Genomic DNA, 15150 nt, shown 5'->3' on the forward strand with positions numbered 1-15150 from the left:
TCGTCGTGGCCGGCAGAATTTCAGACAGAGACATCGCGGCCATTCGCGACCGCGTTCGGATCGAAGACATAGTGGGCGACTATGTCGCCCTCAAACGTGGGGGCGCCGACTCGATGAAGGGGCTGTGCCCCTTCCACGACGAGAAGTCGCCGTCGTTCCACGTCCGACCCAACCACGGGCATTTCCACTGCTTCGGTTGCGGTGAGGGTGGCGACGTGTACTCGTTCATCCAGAAGATCGAACACGTCAGCTTCGTGGAGGCGGTCGAGCAGCTCGCCGAACGTGTCGGCTACACCCTCAGCTACGAGGGCGGCGGCCCATCCGTGCAGCGCGATCGCGGTACCCGTGCCCGTCTGGTTGCCGCGAATGCCGCTGCGCAGCAGTTCTACGCCGAACAGCTCCGCAGCCCCGACGCGCAGGCCGCGCGCGACTACCTCACCGAGCGCAGCTTCGACCAGTCTGCCGCCGAGATGTTCGGCTGCGGGTACGCGCCGGCGGGCTGGGATCAGCTCACCAAGCACCTTCTCGGCCGCGGATTCGAGTTTGCGGAACTCGAGGTGGCGGGATTGTCGCGGCAGGGGCGTCGCGGACCGATCGACCGGTTCCACCGCCGGTTGCTCTGGCCCATCCGCAATCTCGCAGGCGATGTCATCGGATTCGGTGCCCGCAGGCTCTACGACGACGACACCATCACCGCCAAGTACATGAATACGCCGGAAACGGTGCTGTACAAGAAGTCTCAGGTGCTGTTCGGTCTCGACCTCGCGAAGCGGGAGATCGCCAAATCGCATCAGGCGGTGATCGTCGAGGGCTATACGGATGTCATGGCCATGCACCTCGCCGGGGTGAGAACCGCTGTTGCCTCGTGCGGTACCGCGTTCGGTGATGAGCACCTCGCGATGCTGCGGCGCCTGCTCATGGACGACAGCTACTTCCGCGGCGAGGTCATCTACACCTTCGACGGTGACGCCGCCGGGCAGGCCGCGGCCATGAAAGCGTTCGAGGGCGACCAGAAGACGGCAGCGAAGACGTACGTGGCGATCGCACCGGAAGGTATGGATCCGTGCGAGCTCCGGCAGGCATCCGGCGACACCGCTGTCCGTGATCTCGTCGCGCGGCGCACCCCGATGTTCGAGTTCGTGGTGAAGTCGATCCTGCTCGAACACGATCTCGACACGGCGGAAGGGCGCGTCGAAGCGCTCCGTCGCTGTGTACCGGTTGTTGCCCAGATCAAGGACCGCTCCCTGCGGGACAATTACGCGGTGCAACTGGCCCACTGGGTGGGCTGGGACGACATCCCCATGGTTCGCCGCCGAGTCCAGGAAGACGCGCGTCGCGGGAGCAGCCGGGCATCAGCGCCCCGATCGCGGGCCGCCGCGGTCGACAAGAGTTCCTCGTCGCAGGAGTCGGCGATGCGCCGTCCACGGCCGGGCGACCCTGCGCTGTGGCCGCAACGAGACGGCCTCAAGGCTGCGCTGCAGTATCCGGGTATCGCGGGCACGGTGTTCGATTCCTTGCCCGCTGAGACGTTCACCGACCCCGCGTATTCTGCCGTGCGGGAGGCGATCGCTCGCGTCGGTGGCGTCGGTTCGGGAATGGGCGGTGCCGAATGGGTCGACGCGGTCGGTCGCGCCGCAACCGACCCGGTTGTGCACTCGCTGGTGACGGAACTCGCAGTCGAGCCGATCCCCGCGGAAGAGGACCGCATGCCCCGCTACATCGGGGGAGTGCTCGCGCGTCTGCAGGAAGTATGGGTAGGCGAGCAGGTCGCAGAGCTCAAATCGAAGCTGCAACGCATCTCGCCGGCCACGGAGTCGGACGAATTCCATGCGCTGCTCGGCGACCTCGTCGCATTGGAACAGTATCGGCGTAGCCTGCTCGACCAGGCCATCGGCGATTCGGGCAGCGATGGCCTGGCCGGCTGACGCTACTTCTTGAGCTGATCTCGCGGGATCATGACCGTCGTCGTCTCGTCGATCGGCTTCATCGGTTCGAGCTTCGGCTGCGGGTTCAATGAGTCCGAGAGCTTCTGGCGTCCCACCTCGATGGCCTTTTTGGTGACCGGACTGGCGGCCACCGCCTTGGCGGTCTTGCTGATCTGTTCGTATCGGGCTCGGCCTGCCCGGGTGCCGAGCACGTATCCCGCGGCAACCCCGACCAACAATCCCATCAATGTGTCGTCCTTCCACCCTGTGTGCGCGTCTGCTCCATCCTGCCCGATGACGCTCCGCATGCCCACATGCAGGCGATTTGGTGCTGCGGTGGGAGGGGCGCTATGGTTTTTCACGCACCGGGGGAAACGCCCCGGAGCACCGCAGGTCAATCCCCTGTAGCTCAATTGGCAGAGCATTCGACTGTTAATCGAAGGGTTGCTGGTTCGAGTCCAGCCGGGGGAGCGCACGAAATCCTCCCACCCCACGCGGGGTGGGAGGATTTCTGGGTTGTAGGCCAGGTTCGCGACTTTCCCCCACGTTCTCGGGTTTCCTCGCGTCGACAACCTGAGGAGACCCGAGTAAGCGGGGGAAGGTTTCTCAGAGGGGTCGCGACCCCCGATGCGTCGGAAGGTATCTGCTGCCGGGTACCATGCGTACGCGCTGTCCGGTACGGGAGAGTGCTCTGCGGCGACGTGTCGCTGCAGAGGGGCGGTAGCTCAGTCGGTTAGAGCCGTGGACTCATAATCCATTGGTCGCGGGTTCGAGCCCCGCCCGCCCCACATCCTCTCTACATCTTTGCGTGCTTTGCTGTCGGGTGTGATGGTGACGGCGTTTCGGTGGGCTGCGGCGGTCGTGGCGGGTCTCGCGACCCTCGTCGGCGCGGTCGGGGTCGGGTTGCACTACAGCACCTCGTCGGCGCGACTTCCTGTCCTCGCGGCATCCGCGGCGTCGTACCTCATGGTGGGTGCTGTGGTCGGCGCGGTGGTCTTCGCGCTGTTGCGGTATCGCGTTGCTACCGCGGTGGCGCTGCTGATCGTCGTCGCCGCAGTGTGGATCCAGGCGCCCCGATACATCGGGGAATCGGCCGGTGGCGGGGGAGAGGTGCTCACCGTGATGCAGGCCAACGTTCTCTTCGGTGAAGCCGATCCGGCAACTGTGGTCTCCGAAGTCGAGGAGCGCCGCGTCGATCTGCTGACCGTGAGTGAGCTGACACCCGAAGCGGTCGAAGCCTATGCGCGCGAAGGCCTCGATCGGATGTTGCCGTATCACTTCGTGTCGCCGGAGCCCGGTGCGGGCGGGACCGGGATCTGGAGCCGGTACCCGCTGTCCGACGAGGTCGAGTACGACGGCTTCGTCATGAACCAGGTTTCGGCGACGGCAGCCGTGCCAGGGGGCGGCCCCGTCGCTGTCTACGCGTTCCATCCGGTGCCGCCGGTCTACGACACCCACGTCTGGGCAGATGAATTGTCACGCCTGCAAGGGATACTCGAATCTGCGCCACCGGCGGTCCCGGTGGTCGTAGGAGCGGACTTCAACGCGACCTATGACCACACGCAGTACCGGGCGATGCTCAGCGGCCGCCTCCGGGACACTGCAGAACAGGTGGGCGCAGGTTTTCTGTTCACCTACCCGACCGACAAGCGGATTCCGCCGCTGGTCGGCATCGACCACATCCTTGTTGCTGGGGGACGTGCGACGTCCGTGGAGACAGTGACGCTGCCAGGGTCGGATCACCGGGCGGTGGTCGCGCAGATTCGGCTCGACCGGCCGCCGCGATGACGGCGTCGGATCACTCCGAGATCCACATGCCGTCGGGTAGTGGTGATCCCATGCCGTAGAGACGGACTCCGTGAATGTCGGTGCCGGAGATCGTGGCGGGAGGGGACTGGATGAACCAGACCCCGGGGACGAGTTCGGTCAGCCGCTTCTGGGCAGCGTCGTACGCGGCCTTTCGCTCCTCTGTTGTGGTGCCGACTCGACCTGCCTCCAGGGCGGCATCGAGCTGATCGTCGTCGATACCTGTGGTGTTTCCCTGCGAACTGCTGTGGAAGGCGGACCAGAGGGGGCCATCCGGATCCTGGATGTTGGCGGACGAGATGGTCATGTCGAAGTCTCGCGAGTTGACTCGTGTTTGCGCTGCGGCGAAGTCGAGGGTTTCCACCGCGACCTCGACGTTGTCGAACGCGCGCAGCTGCGCCTGCAGTGCTTCTGCCGCCGCTCTGGATTCGACCAGGGAGTAGGTCGTGAAGGTGAAGGACAGCGGCTTGCCTTCTGCGGCGAGCTCGTCGAACAAGCGTTGTGCCTCTTCGGCATCGCTCTGCTGGAGCGAGATGTCCTCGTAAAAGGGTGATCCCTCGGGGAAGAGGGTCTGCGGGACGACGCCGGTGCCTTCGAAAGCGACAAGGTTGACGTTTTCCATGTCGGCGGCCAGGTTCACGGCTCGTCGGGCGCGTTCGTCGTCGAACGGAGCGCGGCGGGTGTTCATGGCGAAGTACTGGCCGCCACCCATCGGAACGATCTCCGTGTCGAGGCCGAGGTCGTCCGCTCTGGACAGGTTCAGCCAATTCGATTCCGACGCGAGATCCGTGCCCCCGGTGGACAGTGTGTTGAGGCGTTGATCGGCGGCAGGAACCGTGCGCAGCGTGATTCCATCCAGATAGGGTCGGGGTGCGTCCCAGTATCCGGGGTTCTCGACCAGCTGGATGACGTCCTGACGGGCCCATTCGGTGAGAGTGAACGGACCTGCGCCGACCGGATTCTTGTCGAACGCCTCCCTGCCCTGTTCGAGGGCGGTCGGCGATGCGATCCAGTTGAGGGCGGACACGAGCAGGGAATTCGGGAAGTTCGGGTTCGGCGACACCAGCGTCACGGTCAACGTCTCTGCGTCCACGGCCTGCACGTCGGCGATCTGTTCGGCCTGACGGAACGACGCCGAACCCCTGCTCGGGTCGCGTAGCCGATCCCAGTTGTACTCGACTGCGGCAGCATCGAGCGGAGTCCCGTCAGTGAACATCAGTCCAGGGCGTAGTTTCAGGGTGAACGTCTGCCCGCCATCGTCGGTCGAGAAATCGGTGGCCATCGAATACTCGATTTCCTGCGTCTCGACATTGTTGGTGATCAACGTGCCGTACAGGGCATTGCCCAGCAGCGGGGAGTGTGTCCAGACGTTGGAGATGTCCGACGGATCGAGGCTGATCGGCTCTCTGCCCTGGATCGCCTGCAGTGTGCCGCCGGCGACCGGATCGCCCACCGGAGCATCGCTGCCACCGGAACCGTTTCCGCTCTCGGGAGCACTGCAGGAGGTGAGCGCCAACGTAGCTGAGCACAAGGCGGCGACCGCCGCGGAGATGAGACGCTTGCGTCTGATCATCGGTTACCTCTCGTAGGGCGGGATGCAATGAACGTGGTGGGGGTGCGTGCTCCCTGCGATGCCCGGGTCACATCGGATCCCGGTGCGGACCGGCGAGCTGGCCACCGTCGACGACGAGGGATGTGCCTGTGCAGTACGAGCTCTCGTCCGATGCGAAGAACAGGACGGCGTTCGCGATGTCCTCCGGCGTACCGAATCGGGTGATCGGTTGCTTCTGGATCGCCGATTCGAGCCGGGCTTTCACCGCCCCGGTGTGCTTGGCCGTCATCGGCGTCCGGATGAATCCCGGGTGGACCGAGTTGATGCGCACGTTGTGGGGGCCGCCTTCGAAGGCCACCGTTCTGGTCAGGCCTGTGACCGCGAACTTCGATGCGGCATACGACGTCATCCCTTCGACACCGACGAGTCCGTCGATCGACGAGATGTTGACGATGGACCCGCCACCATGCGCTCCCATGACCGGCAGTGCGGCGCGGGTACCCATCCACACCGACGAGAGATTGAGATCGAGGATCGCGCGGTGCCCCTCGTAGACTTCGTCGACGATCTTGCCGACACCGCGTCCGCCTCCTGCATTGTTGACAAGCACATCGAGTGGCGCGAAATGCGCGCTCGTCGTCGCCAGTAGATGAGTCCAATCGCCTTGGTCGGTGACGTCCGCGTGGACGAACAGCGCAGCCGAGCCCAATTCGTCGGCGACGGTCTTCCCCCGTTGATCGTCGACATCGGCGATGACGACACGCGCTCCCTCACCGATGAACCGCCGCACGGAGGCCTCGCCGATGCCGCTGGCGCCGCCCGTGACCACTGCAACCTTGCCTTGAAGTCTTCCGCTCATGTGAGGCTCTCCTCGTCTGTGGGACCTACGGATACTCGGATCTGCTCGACGCTCACGCCATGAACGATCCGCCGTTGATCCGCACTACCTGGCCGGTGACGAACGAGCCTGCCCCCGAAGCAAGTTGAAGAACGGTCAACGCTATGTCGCGGGTAGTGCCGACGACCCCGAGCGGCGACGCCGCGGCCATCATCTGCACATACGCAGCCCGCTTCTCGTCGTCGACAATGCCGTCGGTGTCGGTCCAGTGCTGGTTGGTCATACCCGTTTCGACCCATCCGGGTGCGATGGAGTTGACTCGGATACCTGCGGGCGCGAGTTCCAAGGCGAAGGTGCGGGTGGCTTGGACGATCGCGCCCTTGGACATCGCATACGTGATTCGTCCGGGGCTGGTGCGGTCGATGATGCTCGAGGCGAGGTTGATGATGCTCCCGCCGGAATTCATGACCCGGCCCGCAGCCTGGCATGCGTAGAAAGTGCCGCCGACATTGATCCGGAGGACGCGGTCGAGCTCATCGGGAGTCACGTCGAGCGCATTTCGCATGACCATGATCCCCGCGGCGTTGACGAGGATGTCGAGGTGCCCGTATTCCGCGACGGTTTCGTCGACGACGCGCGCTACCGCTACGGGGTCGGACACGTCCAGGCGCTGTGTGGCGATCGGGGATTGCTGCTCTTCGCCGTGTGCGCGTGTCTCCGCGAGACCGGCCTCGTTCACGTCGGTCGCGACGACGTGCGCGCCCGCTGCCGCAAGGACGAGCGCAGCCTCCCGGCCTATGCCGCTACCGCCGCCGGTGACGAGCGCGACCTTCCCGGTGACGAGGAATGCGTCGGTGATCGAGGGCATGCCGTCCTCAGTCCTGCGTGGCATTGGAGAAGGCAATGTTCCGGCCGATGTGTTCTTCCTTCATGCCCCACGGGCTCAATGCCAGTGCACCTCCGTCGACGACGAGGGTTTGGCCGGTGACCTTCGCGGACAGTCGCGATGCGAGAAACAGCACGGCGTCGGCGATGTCGCGGCCCCGTGGCGGCGCGAGAGCATTGACGACATCCTCACCGAAGGCAACCTCGGGAAGATCCCAGTTTCCGCCTCCGACGTTGCCCGGTGCGACCGAGTTGACCCGCACGCCGTCCTTGCCGTACTCGTCCGCGAATGTCTTCACGAGCGACATGACGCCGGCTTTGGCGGCGCCGTATGCAGCGTGGAACCGCGACGAGCCGATCCCGTCGACCGAGGTCAGCGCTATGAGCGATCCGCCTCGTTCGTTGGCTGCGAGATGTGGGACGGCCGCTTTGAAGACGTAGAAGACCTGCGTGAGGTTGACCAGGAGCTGCGCGTTCCACTCGTCGTCGGAGAACTCGGCGGCCTTGCTCCACATGGCCTGACCGACTATGTCGACGCACACATCGAGGCCGCCCATCCGGGAGGTGGCCTCGTCGACCGCGCGACGAGCTCGATCGGAGTCGAGCACGTCGGCGACGATCGCAAATGCCTTGCCGCCTTCGTCGTTGATCTCACGGACGATCCGCTCGGCCCGTTCAGCGTTCTTGTCGACACACGCCACGGTGGCGCCGGCGCGGGCCAATTGCAGTGCCGAGCCGCGGCCGTGTCCGGCACGCATCGGCACGAACCCGGCGCCGATGACGATGGCCCGGGCGCCGTCCAAACCTAGATCGATCATGTGGGTGCAACTCTCTTGTCGGTGGAGTGGGTGTGCCGGATCAGGACACCGTGACGAACGATGGCTGTTCTTCTTCGGTGTTCGTGCCGGAATGGATTCGGGTGAACACGAAGTCGTCACGAGAGAAGCCGAGGAAGCGTGTCGCGAGGTCGAGGCCCGGCAGGGGGGTGCTCGTGCTGAGCCTGCCGTGTTCGTTGACGTAGTAGTTCTTCTCCGGGTTCGCGGCGGGATCGAGCCAGATGAGCCTGCTCGCTTCGTCGTCGACCGCGTTGTTGTACTCCCAGAACGCGGCATCGGTCACCTCGGCGCAATGATGGCCGTCCTCGATGACCGCAATCATGACCCGGGCGATGTACCCGACCCACGACTCCATCCACGCGGGAAGGCCGCCGAGTCCTATTCCACCGCCCGTCGCCGGCTGCGCGTTGGGGCCGTAGAGCACGAACATGTTCGGGAACTCCGGGATGGCCAGCCCCTGGAAAGCGCGGGGGCCTCCGTCCAGGTTCCATCGATCCTCGATGTGTACACCGTCGCGGCCGCGGAAATCGATGGGCCAGAGCCACTTCGTGACTTCGAATCCGACGGCGGTCAGAACGAGATCGACCTCGCGGACGGTGCCGTCGGAGGTGACGATGCCGGTGTCGGTGAACTTCACGATGCCGTCCGTCACCAGTTCGACGTTGTCGCGGGTCAGGGACCGGTACCACTTGTTGTCCACGACCGGACGACGTGCTGCCGGCGTGTAGTCGGGGATGAGGCGCTCGACGAGATCCGATCGATCGTCGACCTGAGTTCGGATGTACTGGGTCAGGTTCGCCCGGAGTTTGTCGTTGCTCTCGCTGAACTGACCTCCGGCGGCGCGCCATTCGGGATCGGGCGTGATTGTGCCGCGGGGGTCGGCGGGCTTGAGGGCGGTGGTGCGGGCCCAGTTCCAGTAGTGCGGAATATTGTCGAGCACCCACCGCATTTCCTCGGTCACCGGTTCGCCGTAGCCTTCGCGTGGTGCGATCCACTGCGGAGTTCGCTGGAACACATAGACCTGGTCGGCGCCCTCGGCGATCCGGGCCAGTAGTTGGACGCCGGTGGAGCCGTTGCCGATGATCGCGGCGGTCTTGCCTTCGACGGTGTGCCCTTCGGTCCACTCGGTCGTGTGGAGAATCTCGCCCGTGAAGTCGTCGATACCGTCCGTGTCCAGCTTTTTCGGGGTGGAGAACAGTCCGGTGGCCGTGACGGTGAAATTGCAGGTCACGGTTTCGGTCTTGCCGGTCGCGTCGGTCACGAGTAGAGACCACGTGGCGGTCTCCTGGTCGAAGTCGGCCGACAGAACTTCATGTTCGAAGCGAATGCGGTCGTATACGCCGTAGGTCTTTGCGACCGTCTCGATGTAGCGGCGCACTTCGGGTTGCCGCGCGTACTGCTCCGACCAGGGATAGTTCTTCACGAAGCTGTATTCGTAGGTGGTACTGGCAGTGTCGACGCGCGCATCCGGGTAGGTGTTGATTGCCCAGGTTCCTCCGACATCCGGGCGTCGCTCGTAGATCACGTACGAGATCCCGAGTTGTTCGAGTTGTACGCCCATCGCAATGCCGCAGAGTCCGGCTCCGACGATGACGGCGCTGAAGTCGTCCGCGCGTCGGGGACGCTCACGGCTCCATTGCGAGAAGACCGGAAACTCCTCGAGGGCAGGCATCGTCCGTGCGACGAAGAACTCCTCGTCCGTGAGTTCCTGCCCGAGTGCGAGTTCCATCATCGTGCGTACCCGGTTCTCGTCCAATTGCTCGGGGACATAGTCGGCAGCTTCCGTTGCCACGAACTTCTCGGCCCGTCGGAGTAGTTCTTCGCGGTGTTCCTCCGCGATGGTCATCTCGAATGCGGCGCCGCTGCGAATCGGGACGAGTTCGAGTTTCATCGCGGCGAGGGCCGGGTCGCCGGTGGCGTGAAGCAACGCCAACCGCAAGGCGTGGAGATTAGAACCGGCCAGAGCGCGTCGAATGAATGTATTTTCTTCCACCGGAGTCTCTTTTCAGTATATCGAAAAGTGTTTCAGGACTTGGTGGAATACGCTAGCGTCAGCTGGTATCGACGTCAACGATCTTCGAGAAAAGGATGTGGATGGCTCTCTCGGCGCGTCGCGCACTTCAAGTGCTCGACTTCCTCACCGCGAATCAGCGGGGCACGTTCACGCTGAGCGAGCTCTCCCGGGCGCTGGATGTGAGCCCCGGATCGATGTTCGCGGTGCTCAAGGTGATGAACGATGAGGGATACGTCTCGCGGCATCCGCGTCACAAGACGTACACACTCGGTCCTGCCGCGGCGGCGGTCGGCCATGCGGCAGCCGACGCCCTCCCCGTCATCGACCTCGCTCGTATCGAGATGGTCAACCTGGCCGAGGCCACGGGTCTCGAATGCTCCGGCACGGTCCAAGTGGGACGTGACGTGCTCTGCATTGCGGTGGAGGGAAAGCCGACAGGGCGATCGGTCGAGCTTGCGCCGGGGCAGCGCATTCCGCTTCAGCCACCGATCGGGCAGCCGTTCCTGGCGTGGATGCCGCCGGCGGAAGGGCGCGAATGGATCGCGGAACTACCCGAGGAACTGCAGGAACGCGTCGCCGAGTATCTCCGAGCATACGGTTCGGTGGTTCGGCAGCGGGGTTATTCGATCGGACTCGACGACCTGCGTCCCGGTCGGCCCTCGGTGTCGCAGAAGCTGGCGGAGCGTCCGAACGATCGCGATCTGCGAGAATCCCTGCTGGAGCAGTTCTTCGAGCAGCTGCCCGACTACGCGGTGCTGGAGTTCGAGCCGGACGCCGTGTACAACATAGGAAACATTGCGGTTCCCGTGTTCGATCCCGATGGGCGCGTTGCGTTCTGCCTCACGCTTCTTCACCTCGGTGAGATGGACGGCAGGTCGATTCCCGCTGCCGCGCAACCGGTGATTGCGTCGGCTCAGCTCCTGACCCGGCAGATCGGCGGCCGTGCGCCGAACCATGATTGGGGCGAGCCGCTCTGACGATGTGACAAACGAGGATGGTTATGACCGACACAGAACCCGCGTCGACGAGTGGGCGCCTGGGCGTCGAAATCGAGGCGCTCGATTCCGCGCCGGTGCCGATACTGCGGGTGCGGCCCGTCGACGCTCGACCGGATGCAGCGCTGCTGCATTTCCACGGCGGCGGCTATCGGAAGGGCTCGCCGCAGATCTTTGCCGACAGTATCGCCCGGATTGCGGCGCGGTGCGAGACGCAGGTGTTCGCGGTCGGGTACCGGCTCTCCGGCGAATGTGCGTTCCCAGCAGCCCTGGACGACGCGGTCACGGCGTACCGGTGGGTGGCTGGATCGGTACCGGGCGAACGTCTCGCGCTGTGGGGCGATTCTGCGGGAGGTGGGCTCGCGGCGGCGTTGTCGCTGCGTCTTCGGCAGCTCGAGATCCCACCACCTGCCTGCGCATTTCTCTACTCGCCGTGGGCCGATCTGCGCAACACCGCGAGTAGTTTCCTGGAGAACCAGCACACTGATGAGCGGTTCTCGCTGGAGCAGGCAACGGAGGCGGCGGCCGCGTACCTGGCCGGTCATCCTGCGGTGGATCCGATGGTATCGCCGGTGCTCGGTGACTGGAAAGGTCAGCCGCGCCTCATCGTGCAGTGCAGTGATTCGGAGGTTCTGCAGGATGACACATTGTTGTTGGCGCGCACGGCGGAGGACGCCGGAGTCGATGTGCGCGTGAAGGTGCACGAGGGTGTGCCGCACATCTGGAATCTGTCCTACCCCGCGACGACTGCGTCAGAGGCGGCGATTTCGTACATGGCGGAACAGCTCGACGAGTTGTTCGGATCGAATGCTCGGCGCTGAAGGGTTGCCCACGACCACCGAGAGAATTATGTTCTCCTGGTGCCGGATCTGAATTCTGGTGTGCGACGACGGGGAGGCCGGGTTGGCGACGATCGACATGGACGGGATCCGCGAGCTCGGGCGCGAGCTGAGCAACTGGGGTCGTTGGGGTACCGAAGATCAGCGCGGCACACTCAACCTGCTCACGCCGGCAAAGGTCCAGGCGGCCGCCGCGACGGTCCGGCGTGGGACGTCGTTCTCGTTGTCGATGCCCGCCGATGAGCACGGTCCTCACGACATCCGGACCAGCGGACGCTTCAATCCGATCCACACCATGACGCGATATCGCGGTGATATGCCGAAAGGTCAAGTCCTCGAGGTGTGTTCGTCCGAGGACATGCTGATTCTCGGAACCCATTCGACGACGCATTTCGATGCTCTGGCACACGTCTGGTACGACGATCTGCTCTACAACGGCTTCCATCACGACACCGTCACCGCATGGGGTGCAGAGCGTCTCTCCATTCAGAATCTGGTGGCAGGGGTCGTGTCCCGCGGAATCCTCGTCGACGTACCACGTCACCTCGGTGTCGACTATCTCGAGCCGGGGACCCGGGTCACGCCGGAGACCCTCGACGCCGTACTGGACGACGCACGAATCACCGTGTCCGAGGGCGACATCCTGTTGTTGCGTACCGGCACGTATCCGCAGCATCGGCGCGGAGCCGACGTCGGACTCAGCGGATCGCCGGGCCTCACGTGGGAATGCGCCCGGTGGGTTCGTGACCGTGGCATTGCGGCCGTGTGTGCGGACAACCTCGCAGTGGAGGCGCTCGGCGTGAACTCGGGTGGGCCGATGATTCCGTTCCACATGGTCGCGCTCCGCGACATGGGCCTGCTCTTGGGTGAGATGTTCGACTTCGAAGCCCTTGCCGAGGACTGTGCCGCCGACGGCGTGTACGAGTGCATGTTCGTTGCCTGCCCGCTCAACATCCCGGGCGGTGTCGGCTCCCCGCTCAACCCCATCGCAGTCAAGTAGCGGCGCGCTGCTCACGGCCGGGCCCGCTGTGACGTGCCCTATCGGCCGACTCCGAAACGAGCTGGGCGGGAGGGCCGCCCACGGAACACTCGTGGGTGGCCCTCCCGCTACCGGTCGGTGCTGGTGTTCAGAGCGACAGGATCGACGCGGCCGCGGTACCGGGCGCGCCGTAGACCTGTGCGAGTCCGACGCGCGGGTTGCCGGGAACCTGACGTTCGCCTGCGGTGCCGCGGAGCTGGTGGACGAGCTCATGTACCTGGCGAATGCCCGAGGCGCCGATGGGCTCGCCGTTGGCGATGAGACCGCCATCGGTATTCACAGGCAGCGATCCACCGATCTCGGTGGCGCCCTCGGCAATGAGCTTCTCCTGGTCGCCATCGGCGCACAGACCCGTCTCGGCCATGTGGATGACCTCGGCACCCGCGTCGGTGTCCTGCAGCTGTGCGACATCGACGTCCTCGGGACCGATTCCCGCGGCCTCGTACGCTGCCTTCGCTGCGTACACGGTGGGGGAGACATCCTCTTCGGTGGCGGCCCACGTCGCGTGTACTTCGTAGGCCCCGTATGTGCGGGTGCGGATCGCCGTCGACCGCAGGTATACGGGCTTGTTCGACGAGAACTTCGCCGCGAGATCCCCGCGGCACATGATGACTGCGGCAGCGCCCTCGTCGGGGGCGCAGAACATCTTGGCGGTCAGCGGGTAGTTCAGCATCGGCGACGAGAGGATCTCGTCGAGGCTGAACTCGGTGCGGCGGAACGCCTTCGGGTTCTTGCCCCCGTTGCGGTAGTTCTTCGCGGCGACTCGGGCCAAGGTCTCGTGCGAGATGTTGTGGTCGATGACGTACCGGTTGGCCTTCATGCCGAAGAACTTGGTGGTGACGAACTGGCCGTTCTCGGCGTACCAGGCCGGAAGGCCGAGCATCGCGGGATCGGCGGTGAAGGCGCCGCGGGGATGCTTGTCGGTGCCGACGGCGATACCGATGTCGTACTTGCCGGAGCGGATGCCGTCGGCGGTCTGCTCGATGGCGCTGGCCGATGTGGCGCACGCGTTGAACACGTTGGTGAAGGGGATTCCGGTCAGGCCCACCAGGCGGGTGACGGCATCGGTGTTGTCGACTTCGTAGCTGCCGCCGATGCCGAACTGGATGTCTCTCCACGCCACGCCCGAATCTTCGAGCGCGAGCTGGATCGCGTCAGCGGCCATCTCGATGGCCGACTTGGCGCCGAATCTGCCGAACGGGTGAAGGCCCACACCGATGATGGCAACGTCGTTCATAGTTCTTTGGACTCCTCGATCGGGTGTAGGTAGATCAGATCGGCGCGAACGCCCAAGTGACGATGTCGGTTCCCTCGGCGTCCGTGTAGAAGGGCACGAAGGTGAGTTCGAGTTCCATGCCGGGCTTCAGCTTCGCCGGATCGTTCTCGGTGAGACGTGCCTCGACGCGGACCACGTCGCCGAGCTCGATGAGACCGAACGCGAACGGTTCGAAATTCTCAGCAGTCTCACTGCCGGCATAGGGCTGCTTGGGGACGAATCCCTGAGTGGTCCATGCCACGAGAGTTCCGCGGCGTGGGAGCAGCAGCTCGGAGATGTTGGCGCCGCTGCAGCGGGCACACCGGGGCTGTGCCGGCCACATCGTCGCTGCGCAGTCGTCGCAGCGACTGCCGATCAGCTGCGGGTCTGCCGCCGGCCATGTGGATACGTCGGGCGCGAGCGCCTTCGTCGTCATATGTCGTCCTCCGTTGTCCGATGCCGTCGCGTCGCTTCTTGCCGCATACCGGCATGATGTTCACGTTAGACGGAAATGCCATTCTCTACAATGAGAGTGTGCTGTTCCTATCGGTCTCTACGATCGGAGCATGGTGATCCGACCGGACGGCAAGGACTGGACCTGGGTGGTCGAGCGCGCGTGCGCCGACTGTGGGTTCGACCCGGGTGCGATGCCCTACGACCACATCCCCGGCCTTGTGCGCAGCAGTTCTGAGCGGTGGCCTGCAGTCTTGTCGCGTGACGATGCCGCACTGCGGCCGAATGACGCCTCGTGGTCGGCGCTCGAGTATGCAGCGCACTTGCGTGATGTTGCCCGGGTGTGTCAGGCCCGACTCGAATCGATGCTTGCCCAGGACGATCCGCCGTTCGAGGACTGGGATCAGGATGCCGCCGCGGTCGACGACGCGTACGGAGATCAGGACCCCGCGACCGTCGCTCGCGAGTTGACGGAAGTGAGCGGCCGAGCGGCGCAGGCCTTCGCGGGGGTGCCGGTGGCACTACGTTCGCGGAGCGGACGACGAGGTGACGGGGCGAGGTTCACCGTCGGCACTCTGGCGCTGTATTTCGCCCACGAGCACGTCCATCATCTGTGGGATGTGCGGTAAGAAAGAATTCCGGTAGAACCTGTTCCAATTCTGGCGTTTTGTGGTTAGTGTCACGTGCACAAGCTGCAATGTGATGGAGGGCGT

Annotated in this window: 14 protein-coding genes and 2 tRNA genes; 8 read left to right on the top strand and 8 right to left on the bottom strand. The window is 64.6% G+C overall.

The features are described from left to right. Positions 1-5 precede the first annotated feature (5 nt). Complete coding sequence (gene dnaG / locus HCA61_RS02270; RefSeq protein ID WP_169686229.1) at positions 6-1925, top strand: DNA primase; 1920 nt, start codon at positions 6-8, stop codon at positions 1923-1925. A gap of 2 nt (positions 1926-1927) precedes the next feature. Here dnaG and HCA61_RS02275 read toward each other — a convergent pair whose 3' ends face one another. Then, entirely contained in the window at positions 1928-2170 is a 243-nt protein-coding gene (locus HCA61_RS02275) for a hypothetical protein (RefSeq protein WP_169686231.1), read from the bottom strand. A gap of 153 nt (positions 2171-2323) precedes the next feature. Between HCA61_RS02275 and HCA61_RS02280 the strand changes: the two genes are divergently transcribed. From HCA61_RS02280 to HCA61_RS02290, 3 genes are all read left to right on the top strand, one after another. Next, positions 2324-2396, top strand: a tRNA-Asn gene (locus tag HCA61_RS02280). A 243-nt stretch (positions 2397-2639) separates the two neighbouring features. Then, positions 2640-2713, top strand: a tRNA-Ile gene (locus HCA61_RS02285). 16 nt (positions 2714-2729) lie between these two features. Continuing rightward, positions 2730-3713, top strand: a complete 984-nt coding sequence (locus HCA61_RS02290) for an endonuclease/exonuclease/phosphatase family protein (RefSeq protein ID WP_240958883.1) — start codon at positions 2730-2732, stop codon at positions 3711-3713. A 10-nt stretch (positions 3714-3723) separates the two neighbouring features. On the opposite strand, the gene HCA61_RS02295 is transcribed toward HCA61_RS02290, so the two are convergent. From HCA61_RS02295 to HCA61_RS02315, 5 genes are all read right to left on the bottom strand, one after another. Further along, positions 3724-5304, bottom strand: coding sequence for an ABC transporter substrate-binding protein (locus HCA61_RS02295; protein ID WP_169686233.1), 1581 nt, complete (start codon positions 5302-5304; stop codon positions 3724-3726). A 67-nt stretch (positions 5305-5371) separates the two neighbouring features. Next, positions 5372-6142: a glucose 1-dehydrogenase gene (locus tag HCA61_RS02300; protein WP_169686235.1), complete on the bottom strand. Its 771-nt coding sequence runs from the start codon at positions 6140-6142 to the stop codon at positions 5372-5374. Positions 6143-6194: 52 nt separating this feature from the next. Continuing rightward, positions 6195-7013 (bottom strand): SDR family oxidoreductase, encoded by an 819-nt coding sequence (locus tag HCA61_RS02305; RefSeq protein ID WP_169686237.1) that lies wholly within the window; start codon positions 7011-7013, stop codon positions 6195-6197. Next, the gene (locus tag HCA61_RS02310) at positions 6997-7824 is read right to left on the bottom strand and encodes an SDR family NAD(P)-dependent oxidoreductase (RefSeq protein WP_169686239.1); all 828 of its coding nucleotides are present in this window, start codon (positions 7822-7824) and stop codon (positions 6997-6999) included. Before HCA61_RS02310 ends, HCA61_RS02305 begins: the two co-directional genes overlap by 17 nt. A 40-nt stretch (positions 7825-7864) precedes the next feature. After that, positions 7865-9835 carry an NAD(P)/FAD-dependent oxidoreductase gene (locus tag HCA61_RS02315; RefSeq protein WP_169686241.1) on the bottom strand — a complete coding sequence of 657 codons (1971 nt, stop codon included), beginning with the start codon at positions 9833-9835 and terminating at the stop codon, positions 7865-7867. Positions 9836-9936: 101 nt separating this feature from the next. Between HCA61_RS02315 and HCA61_RS02320 the strand changes: the two genes are divergently transcribed. The 3 genes from HCA61_RS02320 to HCA61_RS02330 all read left to right on the top strand — a co-directional run bounded on the left by HCA61_RS02320 (position 9937) and on the right by HCA61_RS02330 (position 12690). Further along, positions 9937-10833, top strand: a complete 897-nt coding sequence (locus HCA61_RS02320) for a helix-turn-helix domain-containing protein (RefSeq protein WP_169686244.1) — start codon at positions 9937-9939, stop codon at positions 10831-10833. A gap of 23 nt (positions 10834-10856) precedes the next feature. Continuing rightward, the gene (locus tag HCA61_RS02325) at positions 10857-11672 is read left to right on the top strand and encodes an alpha/beta hydrolase (protein ID WP_169686246.1); all 816 of its coding nucleotides are present in this window, start codon (positions 10857-10859) and stop codon (positions 11670-11672) included. Between the two features lie 82 nt (positions 11673-11754). Then, positions 11755-12690: a cyclase family protein gene (locus tag HCA61_RS02330; RefSeq protein WP_169686248.1), complete on the top strand. Its 936-nt coding sequence runs from the start codon at positions 11755-11757 to the stop codon at positions 12688-12690. Positions 12691-12817: 127 nt separating this feature from the next. On the opposite strand, the gene HCA61_RS02335 is transcribed toward HCA61_RS02330, so the two are convergent. Next, on the bottom strand, positions 12818-13966 hold the full coding sequence (locus tag HCA61_RS02335; RefSeq protein ID WP_169686250.1) for a thiolase family protein: 1149 nt from the start codon (positions 13964-13966) through the stop codon (positions 12818-12820). 34 nt (positions 13967-14000) lie between these two features. Continuing rightward, a complete protein-coding gene (locus HCA61_RS02340) occupies positions 14001-14420 on the bottom strand; it encodes an OB-fold domain-containing protein (RefSeq protein WP_169686253.1) in 420 nt (139 codons plus the stop codon). A 130-nt stretch (positions 14421-14550) separates the two neighbouring features. Between HCA61_RS02340 and HCA61_RS02345 the strand changes: the two genes are divergently transcribed. Further along, positions 14551-15066 (top strand): DinB family protein, encoded by a 516-nt coding sequence (locus HCA61_RS02345; RefSeq protein WP_169686255.1) that lies wholly within the window; start codon positions 14551-14553, stop codon positions 15064-15066. Positions 15067-15150: the final 84 nt, after the last annotated feature.

Origin of the sequence: Rhodococcus sp. HNM0563, from assembly GCF_012726195.1 — a bacterium.
Classification (GTDB): domain Bacteria; phylum Actinomycetota; class Actinomycetes; order Mycobacteriales; family Mycobacteriaceae; genus Rhodococcus.

What these genes read in the sequence shown, in the direction of transcription:
- HCA61_RS02310 (WP_169686239.1), bottom strand. Translation starts at nt 7,824, where the DNA reads ATGATCGATCTAGGTTTGGACGGCGCCCGGGCCATCGTCATCGGCGCC.
- HCA61_RS02335 (WP_169686250.1), bottom strand. Translation starts at nt 13,966, where the DNA reads ATGAACGACGTTGCCATCATCGGTGTGGGCCTTCACCCGTTCGGCAGA.
- HCA61_RS02325 (WP_169686246.1), top strand. Translation starts at nt 10,857, where the DNA reads ATGACCGACACAGAACCCGCGTCGACGAGTGGGCGCCTGGGCGTCGAA.
- HCA61_RS02320 (WP_169686244.1), top strand. Translation starts at nt 9,937, where the DNA reads ATGGCTCTCTCGGCGCGTCGCGCACTTCAAGTGCTCGACTTCCTCACC.
- HCA61_RS02340 (WP_169686253.1), bottom strand. Translation starts at nt 14,420, where the DNA reads ATGACGACGAAGGCGCTCGCGCCCGACGTATCCACATGGCCGGCGGCA.
- HCA61_RS02275 (WP_169686231.1), bottom strand. Translation starts at nt 2,170, where the DNA reads ATGGGATTGTTGGTCGGGGTTGCCGCGGGATACGTGCTCGGCACCCGG.
- HCA61_RS02300 (WP_169686235.1), bottom strand. Translation starts at nt 6,142, where the DNA reads ATGAGCGGAAGACTTCAAGGCAAGGTTGCAGTGGTCACGGGCGGCGCC.
- HCA61_RS02345 (WP_169686255.1), top strand. Translation starts at nt 14,551, where the DNA reads ATGGTGATCCGACCGGACGGCAAGGACTGGACCTGGGTGGTCGAGCGC.
- HCA61_RS02295 (WP_169686233.1), bottom strand. Translation starts at nt 5,304, where the DNA reads ATGATCAGACGCAAGCGTCTCATCTCCGCGGCGGTCGCCGCCTTGTGC.
- HCA61_RS02305 (WP_169686237.1), bottom strand. Translation starts at nt 7,013, where the DNA reads ATGCCACGCAGGACTGAGGACGGCATGCCCTCGATCACCGACGCATTC.